Origin of the sequence: Paenibacillus sp. FSL L8-0340, assembly GCF_038593145.1 — a bacterium.
GTDB lineage: Bacteria > Bacillota > Bacilli > Paenibacillales > Paenibacillaceae > Paenibacillus_AQ.
The window spans coordinates 5,135,745-5,155,809 of the sequence record NZ_CP151967.1 but is presented as its reverse complement, the minus strand read 5'-3'; the positions used below and the strand labels follow the sequence as shown (position 1 = coordinate 5,155,809).

The window sequence follows — 20,065 nt, the reverse complement described above, 5'->3', positions numbered from 1 at the left end:
CTCATGGCGGCAGAACGGCAAGTCTACTCGATAAAGGATCTTAACCGTTACATCCGCATGAAGCTCGATTCCGACAACCTGCTGTCCGATGTGTGGATTCGCGGTGAAATCTCGAATTTCACCCATCACGGCAGCGGGCATATGTATTTCACGCTGAAGGATGAGAGCAGCCGGATCAAGGCGATAATGTTCGCTTCGCATAACCAGCGCCTGCCCTTTGTCCCGAAGGAAGGCACCAAGGTTATTGCCAGAGGCAATGTAACCGTATATGAACGGGACGGGCAGTATCAGTTCTATGCTACGCATATGCAGCCTGACGGGATCGGCAGTCTGTACATGGCTTACGAGCAGCTTAAGCGCAAGCTGGAGCAGGAGGGGCTGTTCGCGGCCGCACGCAAACGGCCGCTGCCGCGGTTCCCGCGCTGTATCGGGGTTGTGACTTCTCCTACAGGCGCGGCGGTTAGGGATATTGTGATTACGCTGCAGCGGCGTTTTCCGCAGGTGGCGATTGTGCTCTATCCCGTGCTTGTCCAGGGCAAAGGTGCAGGCCCTTCCATTGTGAAGGCCATTGAAACCTTAAATGACATGGGCGAGGCCGATGTGCTGATCGTCGGCCGGGGCGGCGGCTCACTGGAGGAGCTATGGGCCTTCAACGAAGAAGCTGTCGCCCGGGCCATCGCGGCGTCAAGCATTCCGGTCATCTCGGCCGTCGGCCACGAGACCGACTTTACGATCGCCGATTTCGCCGCCGACCTGCGGGCGGCGACGCCTACGGCCGCCGCAGAGCTGGCCGTGCCGAGTGCGGCTGAACTGGCCGCCCAGCTGCGCACGGCTGAGCAGCGGCTGCGCCAGGGCCTGCTGCGCCGCTCCCAACGCGGCGGCGAGCGCCTGGCTTCGCTGCAGCGCTCGCTGGCGCTGGTCGGCCCGCGCCGCCAGCTGACCCAGCACGCGCAGCGGCTGGATATGCTCCGCACGGCGCTCACACGCGCAGCGGAGACCCGGAACCGCCGTGCGCGTGAGCGCCAGGCGGTGCTGCACCACAGCCTGCAGCGGTTCCATCCGCTGGGCAGTGTCAGCGCTGCCCGCCAGCAGGCGGAGAGCATGACCCGCCAGCTGGCGGGGGCCATGCAGGCGCGCCTGCAGGACAAGCGCTCACGGTATGTGTCGGAGCTGCGCCATCTGGATGCGCTCAGCCCGCTCAAGGTCATGTCGCGGGGCTACAGCCTCGTCTACGATGAACAGGAACAGCATTTAATCAAATCGCTTAAGGAAGTTGAGCTTGGCGATGTAGTGAATATAAAGCTCAGTGACGGACAGCTAAGCTGCCAGGTATGGGGAATGAAGGAGGATGGCAAAGACGATGACGAAGGAAGCGGAACTGGATTTTGAAGGAGCCATGGAGCGGCTGGAGGAAATCGTACGTGAGCTTGAGCACGGCGACGTTCCCCTGGAGAAAGCTATAGATTTGTTTCAGCAGGGCATGAAGCTCTCGCAGCTGTGCGGCAGCAAGCTGGAACAAGTGGAACGCAAGATTGAGATGATTACCCTGGAGGATGGGGAGCTGCGCAAAAAACCGTTCGGTGCCCGCCTGGAAGGGGATGCCGATGAGCCGCTTTGAGCATGACTTGGAGACAAGCGCTGCCGGCAAGGCGCAGCAACCGCCGCTGAAGGATTACATTGCCGAAGTCTGCGAACGGGTTGCGGCTGAGATGGAGCGGACGCTTCCGGCAGCCTGGACAGTCCCCGTCCACTTGAAGGAAGCGATGGACTATTCGCTGCAGGCCGGAGGCAAGCGCCTCCGCCCGCTGCTCGTCATCGCTGCCTGTGAAGCGCTGGGAGGCAGCCGCGAGGCGGCTCTGCCGGTAGCAGCGGCCATTGAGATGGTGCATACGTATTCGCTGATTCACGACGATTTGCCGGCCATGGATAATGATGATTACCGGCGCGGCAAATTGACGAATCACAAAGTATTCGGTGAAGCGACGGCAATTTTGGCCGGCGATGCGCTTTTGACGCATGCGTTCTACAGCGTGGTACAGGCTTCCCGCCGCCATGGCATTCCTGCGGAGCAGGTGCTGTCCATCGTGGAGGACCTGGCCGAAATGGCCGGTCCGCGCGGCATGGTCGGCGGCCAGGTTGCCGATATGGAGGGTGAGCAGGGGCTGACCGATCTGAAACAGCTGCAGTACATTCATCTTCATAAGACTGGCGATCTTATCGTTTTCTCGCTGCTGGCGGGCGGACGGATCGCCGGAGCCGATAAGAAGCAGCTGGAGGCGCTCCGTGAGTTCGGCACCCATATCGGGCTGGCTTTTCAGGTGCAGGATGATATTCTGGATCTGGTCGGCGACGAAGGCAAACTCGGCAAAAAGACAGGCAGCGACATCAAGCAGCAAAAGGTGACCTACCCGTATTTCATCGGGCTGGAATCCTCGCGCGAAGAGGTGAAACGCCTAACAGACGCTGCCCGGAGCGCGGTGCTTGAGGGCGGATTTGCCGACAATACACGGCTGCTTGAAATCGCGGGGTATTTAATGGCTCGCGATCATTAGAAAAATTTAGGGAGCGGCTGTGTTACGACAGCCGTTTCGTTTGTGTTATAATGGGTTTTATATATTTTACAACATCTAGGAAAGCGGGGAATACTCGTGCTGCTTCCACAAATAAATGATCCGGAGCAACTTAAATCCTTGTCAACCGAGGAGCTGGCTACCCTTGCGGAGGAAATCCGCCGGTTTCTGATCGAGAAGCTTACTGTAACCGGCGGGCACCTCGGATCCAACCTGGGGGTAGTGGAGCTTACACTGGCTTTGCACTATTGCTATGACAGTCCCCGGGACAAAATGATATACGACGTAGGGCATCAGGCTTATGTGCATAAGATACTGACCGGCCGCCAGGACCGGTTTGACACGCTGCGCAAGCGTGATGGGCTATGCGGCTTTGTAAAGCGTTCTGAAAGCGAGCATGACGTATGGGAAGCCGGGCACAGCAGCACCTCTTTGTCAGCTGCGATGGGTATGGCTATGGCCCGTGATTTGAAGGGCGAAGACAACAAGGTAATTGCTGTGATCGGCGATGGCGCGCTCACCGGCGGGATGGCTTTTGAAGCCTTGAACCATATCGGTCATGAGAAACGCAAGCTGATGGTCATACTGAACGACAACGAAATGTCCATTGCTCCCAACGTCGGGGCGATGCACAATTATTTGAGCAAAATCCGTTCCGACCGCCATTACCTCCGGGCCAAAGATGAAGTTGAAAGATCCCTCAAGAAGATTCCGGCGATCGGCGGCAAGCTGGCCAAGACCGTTGAGAAGATCAAGGACAGTCTTAAATATATGATGGTTCCCGGAGTGCTGTTTGAAGAACTGGGCTTTACCTATCTTGGGCCGGTAGACGGGCATGATCTGGAAAAGCTGGTTGATACCTTCCATCAGGCGGATAATGTGTCCGGACCTGTGCTGGTGCATGTGCTGACCACTAAGGGCAAAGGTTATAAACCGGCTGAAACCGATTACTATAAGTCGCATGCCATTTCTCCTTACAAGATTGAGTCTGGACAGTCCCTTAAGGCTGTGGGCAATCCGATGTACACTGAAGTCTTCGGGCAGACGCTGATTGAACTAGGTCATGAGGACAAGCGCCTCATTGCCGTTACCCCGGCGATGCCTGGAGGTTCGGGTTTATTCCCGTTTGCCAAGGAATTTCCAGATCGGATGATTGATGTCGGGATCGCCGAGCAGCATGCGGCAACACTCTGTGCGGCACTTGCAATGGAAGGCATGAAGCCGGTATTTGCCGTGTATTCGACCTTTATGCAGCGGGCGTACGATCAAATCGTTCACGATATCTGCCGGCATAACGCCAACGTAATGTTCGCGATTGACCGTGCCGGCTTCGTCGGCGCTGACGGCGAGACGCATCAAGGGGTGTATGACATCGCCTTTATGCGCCATATTCCGAATCTGGTCATGATGATGCCGAAGGATGAGAATGAGCTGCGCCATATGATGAAGACGGCGCTGGAGTACAACGACGGTCCGATTGCCTACCGTTATCCGCGGATTGACGGAACCGGAGTTCAACTGGACGCCGAGCTGCGCAGCCTGCCTATCGGCTCTTGGGAGCGTCTGCGCCCGGGTGACGATTATGCGGTGCTTGCCTGCGGACCGATGGTCCAGGTAGCAGAGGAAGCGGCGGAGATTCTGAAGCGTGAAGGCATTCAGGTAGGTGTTGTGAATGCGCGGTTCCTGAAGCCGCTCGACATCTCCATGCTGCTTGAGCTTGCCCATGCCGCAACCAGCATGGTAGTGCTGGAGGAAGCCAGCCAGGCCGGTTCTCTGGGCAGTGCTGTGCTTGAATTTTATGCCGAACATGAAATTTATGATGCCCGCGTTCACTTAATGGGTGTGCCGGATCTGTTTATTGAACATGGCTCGATTAAAGAGCAGCGCCAGGAGACGGGACTTACCGTGGAAGCGCTGTGCGGACGTATAAAGGCAATGAAGGCTTCAAGCAAATATACTTACAAGACGACTTCTACTTCCTGAATGAAGGAAGCTGAACTTGGGAGCCCAATGATCGGGAGATGAACATGGAACACCCTAAAGAACGTATAGATGTACTGTTAGTTGAACAAGGCTTTTATGAAAGCCGCGAGAAGGCCAAGGCTGCCATTATGGCCGGCCTGGTGCTTGCGGATGAAGAACGGATCGAGAAGGCGGGCATGAAGGTATCGCGCGGTGCAACCCTGAAGGTCAAGGGTGCTGTCCATCCTTATGTCAGCCGCGGGGGACTGAAGCTGGAGAAGGCGATCCGCCAGTTTGGTATCGAACTGACCGGGAGAATAATGCTGGATATTGGCGCTTCTACCGGAGGGTTCACCGATTGCGCGCTGCAGAATGGTGTAAGCCATGTCTATGCGATTGACGTCGGTTATAACCAGCTGGATTGGGGTCTGCGCAATGATGAGCGGGTCAGCGTGATGGAACGGACCAACTTCCGCTACATGACGCCGCCTGATCTGATCGGACCGGTGCCAGATTTTGCAAGCATAGATGTCTCTTTTATCTCGCTCAAAATTATTCTCCCGCCGCTCAAAGCGCTGGTTAACCGCCCTGCGGACATCGCCGCACTCATCAAGCCGCAGTTCGAGGCTGGCCGTGAAAAGGTAGGCAAATCAGGAGTGGTGCGTGATCCTGCCGTTCATAAAGAGGTGCTGGTGAATGTGCTGACTATGGCTTCAGAGCTGGGCTACCGGCTGGAAGGTCTGACATTCTCACCGATTACTGGCGGAGAAGGAAATATCGAATTTCTGGCCCATTGGAAGCTGCTGCCGGAAGCTGTGGAAACAGCATCGGTGGCGGACCCGGGGACTTCGTTTGCAGAGCTTGCTGATGCCGTAATTAAGGAAGCGGCGGCGACATTTACTGCCAATACCACTGGAAACTCATCGAAGAAACGATGAGTTTCTTTTGCTAGTTCAGCAACAAATAACCAAGTGCTCAGTACGGCAAGCAGGATTTCAGCGATCCTCAAGCGAATAAATCACCGAGGTGATTGCTTTGGTGAGCTCTGATAAAGTGGTTATGATACTCATTGGAGTGGCGGTATCGATCTTCCTGATTTACCGGATATTTATATGGCTGCAGAGCTCTCCGCGTTCGTTCATCAAGGACCGGCTGCCCCTCAATAAAGACATTCTGCCCCATCCTGCCATAGATCTGCTGGAGGCGGCTGGATATGAGGTGATTGGTGGCAAACTGAAGATTCCGCTATCCTTTCAGGTGGACGGGTCTCCAATGTACAGCAGGCTTTTCATTGACTACGTTGCCAGTAAAGAAGAGGACAATTTTTACCTGGTGATTTTATCCCGCCCGCGCAAAGGGCTGGAGTTTACCGGCAGCGGCCTGCGGGATACCCTGCTGCCTTATCTGCTGATTTATCCCGAATGCAGTGGTGTTCTGTATGTTAACACGTCTGCTTCGGCCATACATCTCATCAAACTTGGTAAAGATGATGGGGAATCGAATTAATGTTCATTTTTTAAATACGGGAGGCAATAATGAAGGGACATAGGCATATCAAGATACGTGAAATTATTACACAGAGGGATATTGAAACGCAGGATGATCTGGTGGAAGCATTGCGCGACGCCGGTTTCCAGGTCACTCAGGCTACGGTATCGCGTGACATCAAGGAACTGCTGCTAATCAAGGTTCCGATGGATGACGGCAGATACAAATATTCTCTTCCGACCGACCAGCGCTACAACCCGATTCAGAAGCTGAAGCGCGTGCTGGTGGACAACTTTGTTCATATTGATTTCTCCGCCAACCTTGTGGTGATGAAATGTCTTCCGGGTACTGCCAATTCAGTAGCAGCTCTGATCGACAATATTGACTGGCCGCAAATTATGGGTACCATTTCCGGTGACGACACTATTCTGATTATTTGCCGTCAGCCGGAGGACAGCAAAAATGTTATTTCGCAAATTATGGGCTATATCTCTTAATTTAAAAAACTCAGTGATCATCTTTTCGGAGGTGTTGTATTCGTGTTAGAAACCTTGTCGATCCGCAATCTTGCCGTTGTTGAAGCAGTGGATGTGCATTTTTATCCCGGTTTTCATGTGCTTACAGGGGAAACCGGGGCAGGTAAATCGATTATTATAGATGCGCTTGGACTTATTGCAGGCGGACGCGGATCAGCGGATTCGATCCGCTACGGCTGTGAGAAGGCAGAAATGGAAGCGTTATTCAGCTTACCCGCCAGCCATCCGGTATGGGAAACCCTAGATCGTCTTGGCATCGGAGCCGACCGGGAGGAGCATCTGGTTATCCGCCGTGAAATCACCTCCCTTGGCAAAAGCACCTCGCGGGTCAACGGGCAAATGGTGAATCTCAGTATGCTGCGTGAGATCGGCGAACAGCTGGTTAATATTCACGGGCAGCATGAGCACCAGAACCTGCTGAAGGCAGAACGTCACCTGGGATTGCTGGATACATACGGAGATGCCGTGATCGGCCCTCTTAAGGCTGATTATCAAGAGAAATATTCCGCTTTTGCCAAAGTAGAGAAAGAACTGCGGGAGCTGCAGGAATCAAGCCAGAAGGCTTACCAAATGCTCGATTTGTACCGCTTTCAATTAGAGGAAATTTCTTCTGCAGGATTAAAACCCGGAGAAGATGAATTACTTGCTGAAGAAAGGGTCAAACTATCCCACAGCGAGAAAATGATGGATTCCGTATCCGGCGCATACGAGCTGCTGTATGACAGGCAGGGATTGGAATCAATTGGTAACGTGATCTCGAAGCTGGAGGACGCGGTGCGTTATGATGAAAAGGGTCTCCGGGCTGTGCTTGATCAGCTGCAGTCCTCTTATTATCAGCTTGAGGATGCGGCGTTCCAGCTGCGCGACTACCGTGAGGAAATCGAGTTCAATCCGGTCAGGCTGGAGGAAATTGAAAACCGTCTGGATCAGATAACTGGATTGCGCCGCAAATACGGGGAAAGTGTAGAGCAGATTCTGGCTTATTATGAGCAGATTGAACGGGAAACCGACCTTCTGGAGAATAAAGACGAATATATAGAGAAGCTGACCGTGAAGCGCGATGGATTGCTAAACGTTCTAATGGAGGCAGCCGGGAAGCTCAGCGTCGCGCGCAGCCAATGTGCGGTGGATCTGTCTACCCAGGTTGAAGGTGAACTGAAGGATCTGCAGATGGAACGGACTTCGCTGCAGGTCAAGCTGGAACCTCTGGAGGACCCCCGGGGTATCGAACATCAGGGGCGGCGTTACCGTCTGACCCGACAGGGAATCGACAGCGCCGAATTTATGATCTCCCCGAACCCGGGAGAACCGCTGAGACCGCTGGGCAAGATTGCCTCCGGCGGTGAGCTGTCGCGGATTATGCTGGCGATGAAGAGCATATTTGCGCGGACCGATGCGATTCCGGTTCTTATCTTTGATGAAGTGGATACCGGTGTCAGCGGCCGGGCTGCCCAGTCCATAGCGGATAAGCTGTTCAGGTTGTCATCTTCTTGCCAGGTCTTTTCAATTACGCATTTACCACAGGTGGCCTGCATGGCCGATCATCAGTATTTAATTCGCAAAAAAGTCGAGGACGGACGCACGATGACCGAAGTGGAGTCCCTCTCAGCGGAAGGCCGGGTGATGGAGCTGGCCCGAATGCTGGGCGGTGTGGAAATTACCGAAAAAACATTGCATCACGCACAGGAGATGCTTGGTCTGGCCGAGGCCAGCAAAGCAGCTTTAGGCTAAGCGGGACAATGATTGACAGTAATAAAAGCCTGGGGGCAAGGTTATCTTATAGGTACGCAATTGGCGACCACCTTTTTCGTCAAGCGAAAGAAGCAAAAGGGAGCGTGACAGCCATTGAAGCCGAACCTCAGGAAGTTAATGCCCGGCCTTTTATTTGCCTTCTTTCTCAGCATGTCAGGAATTACGGGATCTCTCCAGGCCTATGCATCACCCCTGGATATTCCGCCTGACACGCCGGTACAAGGAATTGACAGGGAGCTGAAAGTCATCCCTGGAGGCCAGACGATTGGCGTCAAAGTGAAGTCAGCAGGTGTTCTGGTTGTGGGCCATCATCTTATTGAAGTATCCGAGCAGTCCAAGCTTTCACCTGGAGAGAACAGCGGCCTTATACCGGGTGATCTGATGATCTCGATTGACGGGAACAAACTGGACGAGGTATCTAAGGTAGCCAAGCTTGTGGAGCGTGCAGGAATGGCAAATGAGCCGCTGACCATCGTGTACAAACGTGACGGGAAAGAACAAACAGCGAAGCTGAAGCCTGCTTATGACCGTAATGACAAGGTATGGAGATTGGGGCTGTACATCCGCGATTCAGCAGCCGGTGTCGGCACCTTAACGTTCTATGCTCCTGAGCAGGGCGTATATGGCGCTCTGGGCCATGTCATTACGGACATGAATACCGGAACACCGATTGTCGTCGGCAGCGGTCACATCGTCCAGTCCAGTGTGACATCAATCTCCAAGAGCCAGGACGGCGATCCAGGCGAGAAACGTGCTGTATTTCTAAAGGAGAGCCAAGTGCTTGGCAATGTTCAAAGCAATACGGACTTCGGGATCTTTGGCAAAATGACCCGCAATCCGGAGCACAGTCTTTATAAGCAGCCGATACCGATTGCCATGAGCAATGAAGTCAAGGAAGGGCCTGCGCAAATTCTTACGGTTGTTGACGGACAGCAGGTCGAGCGGTTCAATGTGGAGATCATCCATGTTGCCCAGCAGCAGTCCCCGGCAACCAAAGGTCTGGTGCTGCGCATTACAGATCCCCGTCTGATCGACAAAACCGGAGGAATCGTTCAAGGCATGAGCGGCAGTCCGATTGTGCAGAATGGACGTTTAATCGGCGCAGTGACCCATGTATTCGTCAATGACCCGAAGTCAGGGTATGGCTGCTTCATCGAATGGATGCTGAAGGACTCTGGTGTGGCTCAGCAGAGCAATATTGCTCCCTACAATCTTAAGGCGGTTTAGCCTTAAGATTTTTTTGTCGAAGCCAAGCGAGAAAGATCGAAATATGAAACAAAATATTTAATTATAATCCAACGCCGAAAAAAAATAAAGAAAAATAATTTTCGACAGAAGGATATTTGATTAGCATGTCGAAAATGTAAGGGAGACAATAAATGTTATTTTCGAATAGCAGATATAAATAAGGAGGAAGCAGCCAGTGCAGAATATTGAAGTGTTGTTGGCCGATGATAACAGGGAATTTACGAACTTGCTTGCTGAATACATTACGGAACAGGAAGACATGACCGTTACAGGCATAGCCTATAATGGTGAAGAAGTGCTTCAAATGCTTAGCGGGGCACGTAAAGTTCCGGATGTGCTTATTCTTGATATCATCATGCCGCATTTAGATGGACTTGGCGTCCTGGAACGCCTGCGTGATATGGATTTGAATCCGCAACCGAAGATCATTATGCTGACTGCTTTTGGGCAGGAGAACATCACTCAAAGAGCTGTGCAGCTTGGCGCGTCCTATTATATTCTTAAGCCGTTTGATATGGAGGTTCTGGCCAATCGTGTGCGTCAGCTTGTCGGTACCCAAGGCAGTATGAGCTCCTCCTCCAGCATGTCCAATTATTCCGGCTCCAGAAATAACAACAATGTTGTGCCACTCTCCAAAGGCAAAAATCTGGATGCCAACATTACCTCAATCATTCATGAAATCGGCGTTCCGGCCCATATTAAGGGTTACCAATATTTACGGGAAGCCATTACGATGGTGTACAACAATATCGAAATCCTCGGTGCTATCACCAAGACACTATATCCGGCCATCGCTGAGAAATTCAAGACCACACCTTCACGCGTAGAGCGCGCGATCCGTCATGCCATTGAAGTGGCTTGGACCCGCGGCAACATCGACAGCATCTCCCACCTGTTCGGCTATACCATTAATATCTCCAAATCCAAGCCGACTAACTCAGAATTTATTGCCATGGTAGCCGACAAGCTGCGGATTGAACATAAGGTTTCTTGAAAGGGTAAGGATCAGGATACGTGAAGGACTTTGTGGGGATTGGAAGTTGTATCCAGCCAGTATTCAAAAGCCGATAAACTTGTTTTGAAACCTATAAACTTTTCCCATCTCACCCGATAAACCTTTTTGGTTTATTGGTTTTTTTTTGTAGGAAAAGAGATGGAGGATCGAAATGAAGTTATCGGAATTGGAGTATTATTTAGAAGACTTTTTAGCCTATTGTCAAAACAAAAATTTATCACGAAAAACGATTAGCTCTTATGAACAATCGCTAAAGCTGTTTATTGCTTATTTGAAAGATAAACACGAAGTAGACAAAGTGAACGAGGTACGAACAGGACACATCAGACAGTATATTGCCTATGTTCAAGAGCGGGGTAAGTATACAGTAGTGAGCAGGGAAATTTCGAAACAGGTCAATTTTCCTGAGAAAAGGACTGACTATAAAAAAGAGGTTTCATCGGTCACAATAAACAACTATATACGCAACATCAAAGTTTTGTTCAATTGGTTAAAAGAAGAAGGAGAGTTGACCAAAAACCCAGTCGAGAACATTACGCAGATAAAAACTGTGAGGAGACAAAAAAAGGGGATAAACGAAGGGGAATTTAATAGTTTAATTGATAAATTTGACTATACAAAGTTTCATGGTTACCGAAATAAGATTATCGTAATGCTGATACAAGATACAGGTATGAGAATTGGTGAATGCTTAGAAGTGAGGGACGATCTAATAGATTTTAAAAATAAAATGATCCTACTGACTAAAACAAAGGGTAAAAAAGAACGCTACGTTTATTTTTCTAATGTAATGCAGCGAGAATTGAAACAATATCTAAGATTTAAAGATCGGTATACAGAATCAGAATTACTTTTTCCAACTACCAAGTGAACTCCTTTAAGTGTCCAATCATTTGAAAAGCAATTAAAAGATGCTAGTAAGATGGCGGGGATTGACGTTCATATGCTTCGCAATAATTTCGCAAGACACTATCTTTTAAACGGCGGGGATTTCTTTACTTTGTCTCGTATTCTTGGACATAGTTCGGTCACGTTTACAGAGGCAGCATATATGGATTTAACGCGAGAAGAGATTGCGAAGAAATATCAAAATCATAGTCCGCTTGGTAAGTGGAAATTGAAGAACTAGCGAATCCAAAAGGCAGCTAATCTATTCTAGGTTTAGTTGCTTTATTTGGTTGTACTGTAATGCTAACTGGAACCAAAAAATACATACTCTCGTACTATTTGGTATGGTAAAATAATCCTACATATCAAATAATCGATAATCAAATCTATATGAAAATTAAAGGAGACTACATAAATGGGACTGTTTTCAAAGAATCCGGAGAAACAAGCAAAAAAAGAAGCAGGAATTAGCCAGGGAGTTGAAGTTATTTCTGATGGGTTACAATATCACGTTGAATTTTATTGCTAATTTTATTCGAAGTTCTTATTCTACTGCAACTCTTTCCTTGTGAATAGAGTAAATATCAAATCGACTAATCCAAGCCTCTTACAGCCAGTCCTAGAGCGTCTGAGAACCATTCAATCCATAAGGTACATGTACATCTGCCCTCAACTGATACATGTGCCTTTTTTGTTTTATCCTAATCTACAATAACTCTATAGCGTTTCCTATACTCCATTCATACCCTAACAACTACCCTCCAGCATTCACACAGCTACTAATTCATTAGAATACTGTAAGTAAATCAGCCGAAAATTGATGCTGGGGAATAGATTAAACTTGACAAGAAACATACCACTGGTCAACTTTAAGGTCAGCATTTATAGGCATAGAAAAAGCCCACCCGAAGTAGGCAAATGAATTTGTGTATGTATTATTTTTTGCTCAAGACATTTCCTGAAAGACCAATCATAGACATTGCTTCGGCTAGGTTAGTGCTATTAGTAGAAACATCGCCATAAAATGCATTAAGCGCAGATATAAAATAGGTAGAACTGACAGAAACATCAAAATTATTTGATTTCCAGTCTAAAATGACACCTTCAACAATATCTTTTTTCTGAGCATTATTCATTTTTAGCCAATCATACCCTGTGGTGCTACCAGCAGTCTTATCCCATGTTTCCTTTGAATACTCTTCATTAATGTCTGTGTCTTCTTCTAAGGTTGGGGATGAAGTATTATTGCTTCCTGAACCAAATTTCTCTTCTAACTCATTATATTTCCAACGAATTTTAATATATTCAATATTGAATTTTTTTATGTCTTCTTTAAACTCACCTTCGTAATCCATTAACTCATACCATACACCATCAATTTTATCGAATATTTCTTTATTATGTTTTTCATCATCGTTAATCTGTCCATAGTTGTATCTAGCATTTATGTATAAACTAAGATAATCAATGTCGTCTATATTAGTAACATTATTAGCATCAGTATTTTCAATAAATAACTTCGCTTCTTCCCAGTTCGCCTCTCGAATATATGAGTATAATTTTTCTTGATTTCTAAGAGTTATCTTCGTTGCCTTGATTTCTTTTTCATCCATATAATGATTATATAAACCACTTAATCCTGCTATTAATACTATTATTATGATTATTATTAGTGCTTTAACTGGAAATTTATCTTTCTCATTTGCAGTGATATCATCAGAAATTTTTACACTTACAGGGGTACTTCCTTCGTTATGTAATTCTATTGGTGTACTATTACCACTTGTTAACTTTGATCCACATTTATTACAAAACAAACTCTCCTCTGGATTCTCATGTACACAGTTGTTACATATCCTTGATGCCATTTTAAGAGTCCCCCATGACGTTTTTCCTGAATTCTACCACTCGGAATTTATCAGGTCTATAGCAACTCTCACTATTTAATTACAGCATTATTAACTTATCACTAATCCAGAATATTAGATGCTGATGTACTTTCATTCGTGGTAAAATATTACTGTATTACATATCTCGACAGGATGAGGTGTCGAACATGAGCAGCCTAATTGCCATAGCTAGAAATTTGAATGATTCATTGACTGATTACACTAACATCCATGATGAGATATTCAAGAAATCTATTCGCAACTCTATTCCTATCCCTTTTTTGTTCAAAGCAATAAATTTTCAAGAGTTGGAACAGAGACTTCAAAGTATTCATAATGATCTGTCAAGATACAAAACACAAGTAAATGACATAAGACAATCTGGAAGTGAAGCTGCTGCTAAATGTAATATCTTTATCGAATACGTTGATAAACTTATGTATGCTGTACAACTCCTACATGGCATTACACACAATCTATTGTTAAAGAGTGAAGTAGATAGTAGTTACAAACTTAATGAGCATACAGAGCTTGTGAAGAGGTATGAGAAGGCCGTAGACGAGTATTATTCACTTGGAGAAAAGATGAATAGTGTGTTTTCTTGATTCTGTTCAAAATGGAGGAACTGGCTTATGAAGTATGGCCTATTAGAGAATGGTGTGGACTCTTTAAAGTCTGCCTACAATAGTATTGAAAAGATTTCATACTTAATTGAAGGCGTAGAACACAACATGAAAGATGCAATCTTATCATTGAATCATGCCATTGAGATTCTATTCAAACTGATCTTAAAACGTGAAAACGAGTATCTAATTTTTAGCGATATAGGAAGGTATATGAATGCTAAAAAACAAATGATACAACAGGGTAAATCAAACGTATTTGAAGTTAGTAGTGATTTAAAAACAGTTAATCTTAGTGAAAGTATCAAGCGGCTGCAATTGTTGTGCGATATTTCAATTCCTCCAATTTTTATAGCGGGGATTGATAAATTTAATCTAACCAGAAACAAACTAATGCATTATGAACTTGAATTGTCAGTAGCTGAAGTAAACGAGACTACAAGGGATCTAAAAGGATTGTATGAGCAAACAGTTACCTTTTTTATTGACTATATTAAGAATATACAAGAATTGTTAGTGGAAGCGAGATTCGAGTCGGTTGACCCAGATTATGCGGATGAAATGGCAGAACATTATGCTGATATGATGTATGCAGATATGATGGATGACGAGTACAGATTGCAGCAATTTATAGACTGAAATATCTAAATAGGGGGGATTCAACCATGTCAATTCATGACGACATTCTGATTCGTTCAGAGGATGTAACAGTAACAATTAACGGGGAACATGAAATCTTTATGGGAGCAGATTTACAACTTAAAGCAGTTAAAGCAATCATTGAATCCATGGATTTTAAATTTGCTCATGAAGATGATTATGCATATTCACAGAAGGCACACATTCAGATTATCAACTCATTAGGGAAATCAATTAAGAGTGAGGGAATCTATCCAGACGAAATGCCTAATATTCTTGTTGTTCAGAGCTTCCTTAACTGGTTCATTGATGATGAAAAGTTACATGAGAATAAGGTATATGCTGAATTGTTGAAGGATGATGAAGACCTTTAAGGGGTGATTTAAATGTGGGAGACGCAAGAAGAAATTGAAACCGATAAGCAATTGATATTCAATATCCTAAAGCAAACAGGTATTAATGTAAGAGAAGAACAGATTCGATTTGTTAATAGTGGAAATCCACATAAATCTAAATATCCAAAGAACCATATAGCTATTTATACATTTCAATATCAAGGTGAATTCTTGAAAATTGGTAAGGTGAGCGAGAAGAATAAATCAAGATTCTACAGCCACCATTACCATCCAAGGAGAAATCAAAGTAATTTATCAAAATCTATACTTGCTGATCCAACAATGAGTATCCATAACCTTGATGATGATAGCGTTGGAGACTGGATCAGAATGAATACTAAGCGTGTAGATTTGATTATTGATGCTTCATTAGGGTTATTTGCTCTGAACCTTATAGAAGCGATTCTACACGCCATGTACAAGCCAAGGTATGAGGGGAATAAGAATTTGCGGTATGATTTAGTTTGAGTGAGCAAAGGAGAGGCTATGAAGGAGACACAATTCAGGGTATTCTTAGAATCACTGGATAGTATTAAAAGTAAATATGATGCTGTTAGTTCAAGAATCAGTAGAGCTAATAGAATTGAAAAAGCTCTTAAGGTTGACCTGGACACAGTAGTTAAAGACGACTACAATACCTACCAAACACTATTAGGAATACAAGCCGAATTTGGTGATAAAAATGGCGCAATTCAGAATGCTTTGAGAAAATACTATCTTTTTACACATGGAAAAGAGTTTCCTTCTGTAGCAAAATGTAAGAAGAAATATAGGGAGGAATTTGATGCCTGAAATATCATATCAAGATATTAAACAAAGTACCTTCTATCCTCTAATAATGAATTACTTGTGTTCAGTACATGGAATATTTGAACTCTCTTCAAGGTTTTTAATAAATCTCTTTAAAGATAGTGATAAAGAAAAAATTGATCATATGATTAGTGGATTAGTTATAAACGATAAAACGAAAGAAGAGTTTAAAAACAACTTTAATCTTACTCCCTTAATGGGGAATCAAATATTAAGTTTCTCAGGGACACAACCTAACGTTGTTATAGATATTGATGATCTGGCTAATCAGGTGTTGGAGTACAATAAAGACGGATTTGATTACCTTTTTCATGGTGCTTTATACTTTCTAATAATCAATACCTATGCATTGACTGTTGATAAGCATTATTCAGATGATCCACTTTGGCAATTTTATAGACATGTTAGAAATGCTGCAGCTCATGGAGGAAAGTTTAATTTTAATAAAAATCAACCGGATAAACCTTCAGAATGGAAGAACATGAGGTTAGAAACATCATTAAATAAAACGTACTTAATAGATACCATAGATCAGAAAGGTTATATGAAATTCGGAGATATAATTCTACTTCTATTGGATATAGAAGATAAATTTGGTATAGTTCTAGATTTTTAATGTTAATGCCCAAGCCCTAAGACACGTTCTCTAGGGCTTTTTCTTTGTGTCTGTATATATGTCCGATGGACCAATGGTCCATCGGTCTATGAAGGATGTGGCTAATGCTATGCTTTCAATATGTGCTGTGTGTTATTCGTTTTCTGATTCATTTTCAAATTGCATCAATTCTGATATGTCGGTAATGTTGAGCGCTTTAGCTATTTTTTCAAGATTGGCAATATTCAGTTCTGAGAATTTGTTGTTGCATAGACTTGAAATTTTTGATTGGGGAACAGTAGACATAGTTTCCAATTCCTTTTGAGTAATCCCTCTTTGTTTTAAAACTTCTTTCAGTTTTACTTTTAGTCGCATATAAAAAATCCCCCTATATTGAGTTGATAATATCATGACATCGTGATAAATTAATATCACGACAAGATGATATTCGCTATTTTATATTACCATTTCTCAAAAGGAATGTATACACATTTCCTTATTTAACTATGCCCATTTTATCCATATCATCAAACAACTAAAAGGAGACAATAACAATGACAATTCAAACGCAAATGTTGAATGTTCAAAAGGTGAATACGGTGAACATCACACTTAAGAAACCTGTATCAACAGTTAAGCAAGTATCTACAGAAGACATTTTGAGACTCACTGAAACACCTCACAAGGCCATCGTCGTATCATCTATCATCGACTTTTTCCTCAAAACTGATTTAGACCGTCAACAATTTGTTACACGCTGGATCAATGGTTATAAAGGTAACAAGCACAAATCAACCGCAATAATGAAGCTTTGTAAGGAAATCGGATCATACAACTACATATACAATAGCTATGCTGAACTTGAACAAATGGACGTTTTTGATGCTCTGGAAAGACTGTTCCTCCAGCCAATCAACGAAGGTATGAGAATGCAATACGAGAGGCTTGGGGCAAGCCTGAGACAATTATATGATATGAAGATGAATGACCCGAAATTATATTTTATGACAGCTATGGCATTCGTGTAACAACTATACAAGATTGGAAGCGACGATTATGAGCCGTTTTAGAACAGGTAAATTGATCAATGGAAAATTATATGTGAAGACGAAGGGGAACAATTGGATTGAGTTATATGGGCTGGTTGAATTGATAAAAATGGAAGGCTGTCACTGATTTCCTAGTGATAGCCTTTTTTATGGATACATTTATTATATTTGCATGTTGAATCCTGTAACATATTGTATAATTAGAAAGCGAATAATACATAAGGAGAATACATATGAAGAAGAAGCTACAGGTTTTTATTTCATCTACATATACGGATATGATTGAGGAACGACAAGCGGCTGTCTCTGCCGTTCTTAATGCTGGACATATTCCTGCTGGTATGGAGTTGTTTAAGTCCGGTGACCAATCACAGAAAACAACTATAATGCGCTGGATACAAGAATCAGACGCTTATATGCTTATCCTGGGTGGCAGATACGGTAGCATTGATGAAGAGACAGGTAAGAGTTACACACATTGGGAATATGACTATGCTGGTGAATTAGGAAAGCGTAGATTTGCCATTGTAATTGATGAGAAGAAATTGCTCGAGAAGGCTAGAGAGAATCCAGACTTCTTAGAGCGACTAAACTATGCTAAATACATGGATTTTAAAGGACAAGTGCTAGGGCATATTTCAAAATTCTATGAAGATATTAAGGATATTAGACTTACTACGATGGAATCACTTAGGGAATTTGAATCGGATGATACACTTATTGGATGGGTTAAGGCTGATCAAGTAGGTAGCTCAGAAGAGACATTAAAAGAGAATGTGGCTTTATTGAAAGAAAATGCAGAGTTGAAAGCTGAATTAGATAAGGCTAAGGAACAACAGAAAGAGAAGGTAATGATTGGTGAATGGGATTATGAGGAATTAAAGACTACGCTTGAAAGTACTATTATTACCTTACCAAAAGAAGTATCCGGTAATGAAGATGTAACCAAAGTGAGCTTGCTTAAGGCTTTAGTTTCTTATTCGAACATTTTCGCAACTGGAGTTACAAATGCAAATGGTGCAACTGAAAAGAGGATTAAATTGTATTATAGAGTAGCACCAAAATTAATGTATTTCGGAATTTTAGAAAAGGTAAAAGTTTCAGGTGTTCAATTTGAGCAAATTCAAACATCAAAAGAAGGACTTAAATTCTTAGCAAAATATCAAATGGAGAAAGTAAAATCACTACCTCCAATCCAGTATGAAAAAATTGAAGTAAAGCAGGAAGATCAAGAATAGGTTAAGAGTACTATTGACGTGGAATGAAAGAAAAAATAGGGGTCTGTCAATAATTTTGTGTAAACTCTTTTAAGCATAGGTTCCCCCGAGGGGGAATTCTCAAACTAACGCAAGTGTTGACCGACCCGATCGGGGAAAAAGACCGACAGCTGGAGTAGCATTTGGCCCCAGTTTTGGACACGTCCTGTCCATTTCCGGGTGACGTCCACGGTAGCCAGATAGAGCATTTTCAGCAAGGCTTCATCCGTAGGAAAGATGCTCTTTCCCTTCGTCACTTTTCGAAGCTGACGGTGGTAACTCTCAATCATATTGGTGGTGTAGATGAGTTTGCGGATCTCGGGCGGGTACTTGAAAAAGGTAGCGAGCTCGTCCCAATTCGTTCGCCATGAACGGAGGATTAGGGGATATTTCGCTCCCCAAACTTCCTCGAAACGGTCAAGTTCAAGCAAGGCACCTTCCTCGGTAGCTGCCTTGTAAATGGGCTTTAAATCGGCAGTTACTTTCTTAATGTCCTTGTACGACACGTAACGGGTGGAGCTGCGGATTTGGTGTATAATACATTTCTGGATTTCGGTTTGGGGATAGCAGGCCGCAATCGCCTGGGAGAATCCGGACAGATTATCCACGCAGATAATGAGGATATCTTGGACCCCGCGATTCTTAAGCTCATTCAGCACGCTCAGCCAGAACTTGGAGGACTCATTCTCACCAATCCACATGCCCAGCACGTCTTTATTTCCGTCCAGATCGATGCCAATGACCATGTAGGCGGCCTTGTTGATAATGGCCCCGTCTTGCTTGACCTTGAAGTGGATCGCATCCAGATAGACAACCGCATAGACGCCCTGCAGCGGACGATTCTGCCATTCTTTAATGAGAGGCACAATCTTGTTCGTCACATTGGAAATGAGCGTAGGGGAGACTTCAATGCCATACATCTGCCCCAAATGATCCTGAATTTCTCTGGTGCTGATCCCTTTGGCATATAAGGCGATAATCTGCTCTTCGATGCCCGTTACATTCGATTGATGCTTCTTGACGACCAGAGGCTCAAACTCCCCCAGCCGGTCCCGAGGGACGGTGATCTCCTGTTCGCCGTACTCACTCACTACCGTTTTACGGCTCTTTCCGTTCCGACTGTTTGGCGTGAGCTTCGCCTTCACTTCATGCTTTCCATAGCCCAAGTGGGTATCCATTTCGGCTTCCAGCATCTCCTGAATTGTCTCTGCGAATAGATCTTTTAAGGCATTCTGTGCATCTTGTGCTGTAACCAGATTATTCTCCTTAATAAATTCTCGAAGTTGCTGTTTTGACCAAAGTCCCATGTGTTCTCCCCAACCTTTCTCTTACTTCCATTTTAATGGGTTT

The 20,065-nt window shown here is 45.0% G+C and carries 21 protein-coding genes and 1 pseudogene; 19 read left to right on the top strand and 3 right to left on the bottom strand.

The annotated features are described in order from the left end of the window. Positions 1–3: 3 nt before the first annotated feature. From xseA to NST07_RS23535, 11 genes and pseudogenes are all read left to right on the top strand, one after another. On the top strand, positions 4–1,389 hold the full coding sequence (gene xseA / locus NST07_RS23585; protein ID WP_341094775.1) for an exodeoxyribonuclease VII large subunit: 1,386 nt from the start codon (positions 4–6) through the stop codon (positions 1,387–1,389). Next, entirely contained in the window at positions 1,361–1,618 is a 258-nt protein-coding gene (gene xseB, locus NST07_RS23580) for an exodeoxyribonuclease VII small subunit (protein WP_038594924.1), read from the top strand. The genes xseA and xseB overlap by 29 nt, the downstream gene beginning before the upstream one ends. Then, positions 1,605–2,552: a polyprenyl synthetase family protein gene (locus NST07_RS23575; RefSeq protein ID WP_341094774.1), complete on the top strand. Its 948-nt coding sequence runs from the start codon at positions 1,605–1,607 to the stop codon at positions 2,550–2,552. The genes xseB and NST07_RS23575 overlap by 14 nt, the downstream gene beginning before the upstream one ends. A 96-nt stretch (positions 2,553–2,648) precedes the next feature. After that, positions 2,649–4,553, top strand: a complete 1,905-nt coding sequence (gene dxs, locus NST07_RS23570) for a 1-deoxy-D-xylulose-5-phosphate synthase (protein ID WP_342480264.1) — start codon at positions 2,649–2,651, stop codon at positions 4,551–4,553. 44 nt (positions 4,554–4,597) lie between these two features. Further along, positions 4,598–5,470, top strand: a complete 873-nt coding sequence (locus tag NST07_RS23565) for a TlyA family RNA methyltransferase (protein ID WP_342480263.1) — start codon at positions 4,598–4,600, stop codon at positions 5,468–5,470. 121 nt (positions 5,471–5,591) lie between these two features. Continuing rightward, positions 5,592–6,038, top strand: a complete 447-nt coding sequence (locus NST07_RS23560) for a hypothetical protein (protein WP_038600318.1) — start codon at positions 5,592–5,594, stop codon at positions 6,036–6,038. Between the two features lie 29 nt (positions 6,039–6,067). Continuing rightward, positions 6,068–6,517, top strand: coding sequence for a transcriptional regulator ArgR (argR, locus tag NST07_RS23555; RefSeq protein WP_341094765.1), 450 nt, complete (start codon positions 6,068–6,070; stop codon positions 6,515–6,517). A gap of 42 nt (positions 6,518–6,559) precedes the next feature. Continuing rightward, entirely contained in the window at positions 6,560–8,287 is a 1,728-nt protein-coding gene (recN, locus tag NST07_RS23550; protein WP_341094763.1) for a DNA repair protein RecN, read from the top strand. A 171-nt stretch (positions 8,288–8,458) separates the two neighbouring features. Beyond that, the gene (gene spoIVB, locus NST07_RS23545) at positions 8,459–9,535 is read left to right on the top strand and encodes a SpoIVB peptidase (protein WP_342480262.1); all 1,077 of its coding nucleotides are present in this window, start codon (positions 8,459–8,461) and stop codon (positions 9,533–9,535) included. Between the two features lie 196 nt (positions 9,536–9,731). Beyond that, positions 9,732–10,550: a sporulation transcription factor Spo0A gene (gene spo0A / locus NST07_RS23540; protein ID WP_076108893.1), complete on the top strand. Its 819-nt coding sequence runs from the start codon at positions 9,732–9,734 to the stop codon at positions 10,548–10,550. A gap of 172 nt (positions 10,551–10,722) precedes the next feature. Next, a pseudogene (locus NST07_RS23535) lies at positions 10,723–11,700 on the top strand (tyrosine-type recombinase/integrase). 694 nt (positions 11,701–12,394) lie between these two features. Here NST07_RS23535 and NST07_RS23530 read toward each other — a convergent pair. Further along, positions 12,395–13,327, bottom strand: coding sequence for a zinc ribbon domain-containing protein (locus tag NST07_RS23530; protein ID WP_342480261.1), 933 nt, complete (start codon positions 13,325–13,327; stop codon positions 12,395–12,397). Positions 13,328–13,515: 188 nt separating this feature from the next. Here NST07_RS23530 and NST07_RS23525 point away from each other — a divergent pair, with 188 nt between their 5' ends. From NST07_RS23525 to NST07_RS23500, 6 genes are read left to right on the top strand one after another with little or no spacing between them, the layout of a single operon-like run. Further along, positions 13,516–13,953 carry a hypothetical protein gene (locus tag NST07_RS23525; RefSeq protein WP_342480260.1) on the top strand — a complete coding sequence of 146 codons (438 nt, stop codon included), beginning with the start codon at positions 13,516–13,518 and terminating at the stop codon, positions 13,951–13,953. 27 nt (positions 13,954–13,980) lie between these two features. Further along, positions 13,981–14,610, top strand: a complete 630-nt coding sequence (locus tag NST07_RS23520; RefSeq protein ID WP_342480259.1) for a hypothetical protein — start codon at positions 13,981–13,983, stop codon at positions 14,608–14,610. A 26-nt stretch (positions 14,611–14,636) separates the two neighbouring features. After that, positions 14,637–14,984, top strand: a complete 348-nt coding sequence (locus NST07_RS23515; RefSeq protein WP_342480258.1) for a hypothetical protein — start codon at positions 14,637–14,639, stop codon at positions 14,982–14,984. A gap of 12 nt (positions 14,985–14,996) precedes the next feature. Continuing rightward, positions 14,997–15,473 (top strand): hypothetical protein, encoded by a 477-nt coding sequence (locus NST07_RS23510; RefSeq protein ID WP_342480257.1) that lies wholly within the window; start codon positions 14,997–14,999, stop codon positions 15,471–15,473. Between the two features lie 18 nt (positions 15,474–15,491). Then, a complete protein-coding gene (locus tag NST07_RS23505; protein ID WP_342480256.1) occupies positions 15,492–15,797 on the top strand; it encodes a hypothetical protein in 306 nt (101 codons plus the stop codon). Further along, positions 15,790–16,431, top strand: a complete 642-nt coding sequence (locus NST07_RS23500; protein ID WP_342480255.1) for a hypothetical protein — start codon at positions 15,790–15,792, stop codon at positions 16,429–16,431. Before NST07_RS23505 ends, NST07_RS23500 begins: the two co-directional genes overlap by 8 nt. A 132-nt stretch (positions 16,432–16,563) precedes the next feature. On the opposite strand, the gene NST07_RS23495 is transcribed toward NST07_RS23500, so the two are convergent. After that, positions 16,564–16,785: a helix-turn-helix transcriptional regulator gene (locus tag NST07_RS23495; RefSeq protein WP_342480254.1), complete on the bottom strand. Its 222-nt coding sequence runs from the start codon at positions 16,783–16,785 to the stop codon at positions 16,564–16,566. 179 nt (positions 16,786–16,964) lie between these two features. On the opposite strand from NST07_RS23495, the gene NST07_RS23490 reads away from it, so the two are divergent. Both NST07_RS23490 and NST07_RS23485 read left to right on the top strand, forming a co-directional pair. After that, a complete protein-coding gene (locus NST07_RS23490) occupies positions 16,965–17,438 on the top strand; it encodes a hypothetical protein (RefSeq protein ID WP_342480253.1) in 474 nt (157 codons plus the stop codon). A 254-nt stretch (positions 17,439–17,692) separates the two neighbouring features. After that, entirely contained in the window at positions 17,693–18,697 is a 1,005-nt protein-coding gene (locus NST07_RS23485; RefSeq protein ID WP_342480252.1) for a DUF4062 domain-containing protein, read from the top strand. A gap of 104 nt (positions 18,698–18,801) precedes the next feature. Here the strand turns inward: NST07_RS23485 and NST07_RS23480 are convergent, their stop codons facing one another. Beyond that, the gene (locus tag NST07_RS23480) at positions 18,802–20,022 is read right to left on the bottom strand and encodes an IS256 family transposase (protein WP_342479894.1); all 1,221 of its coding nucleotides are present in this window, start codon (positions 20,020–20,022) and stop codon (positions 18,802–18,804) included. Between the last annotated feature and the right edge of the window lie 43 nt (positions 20,023–20,065).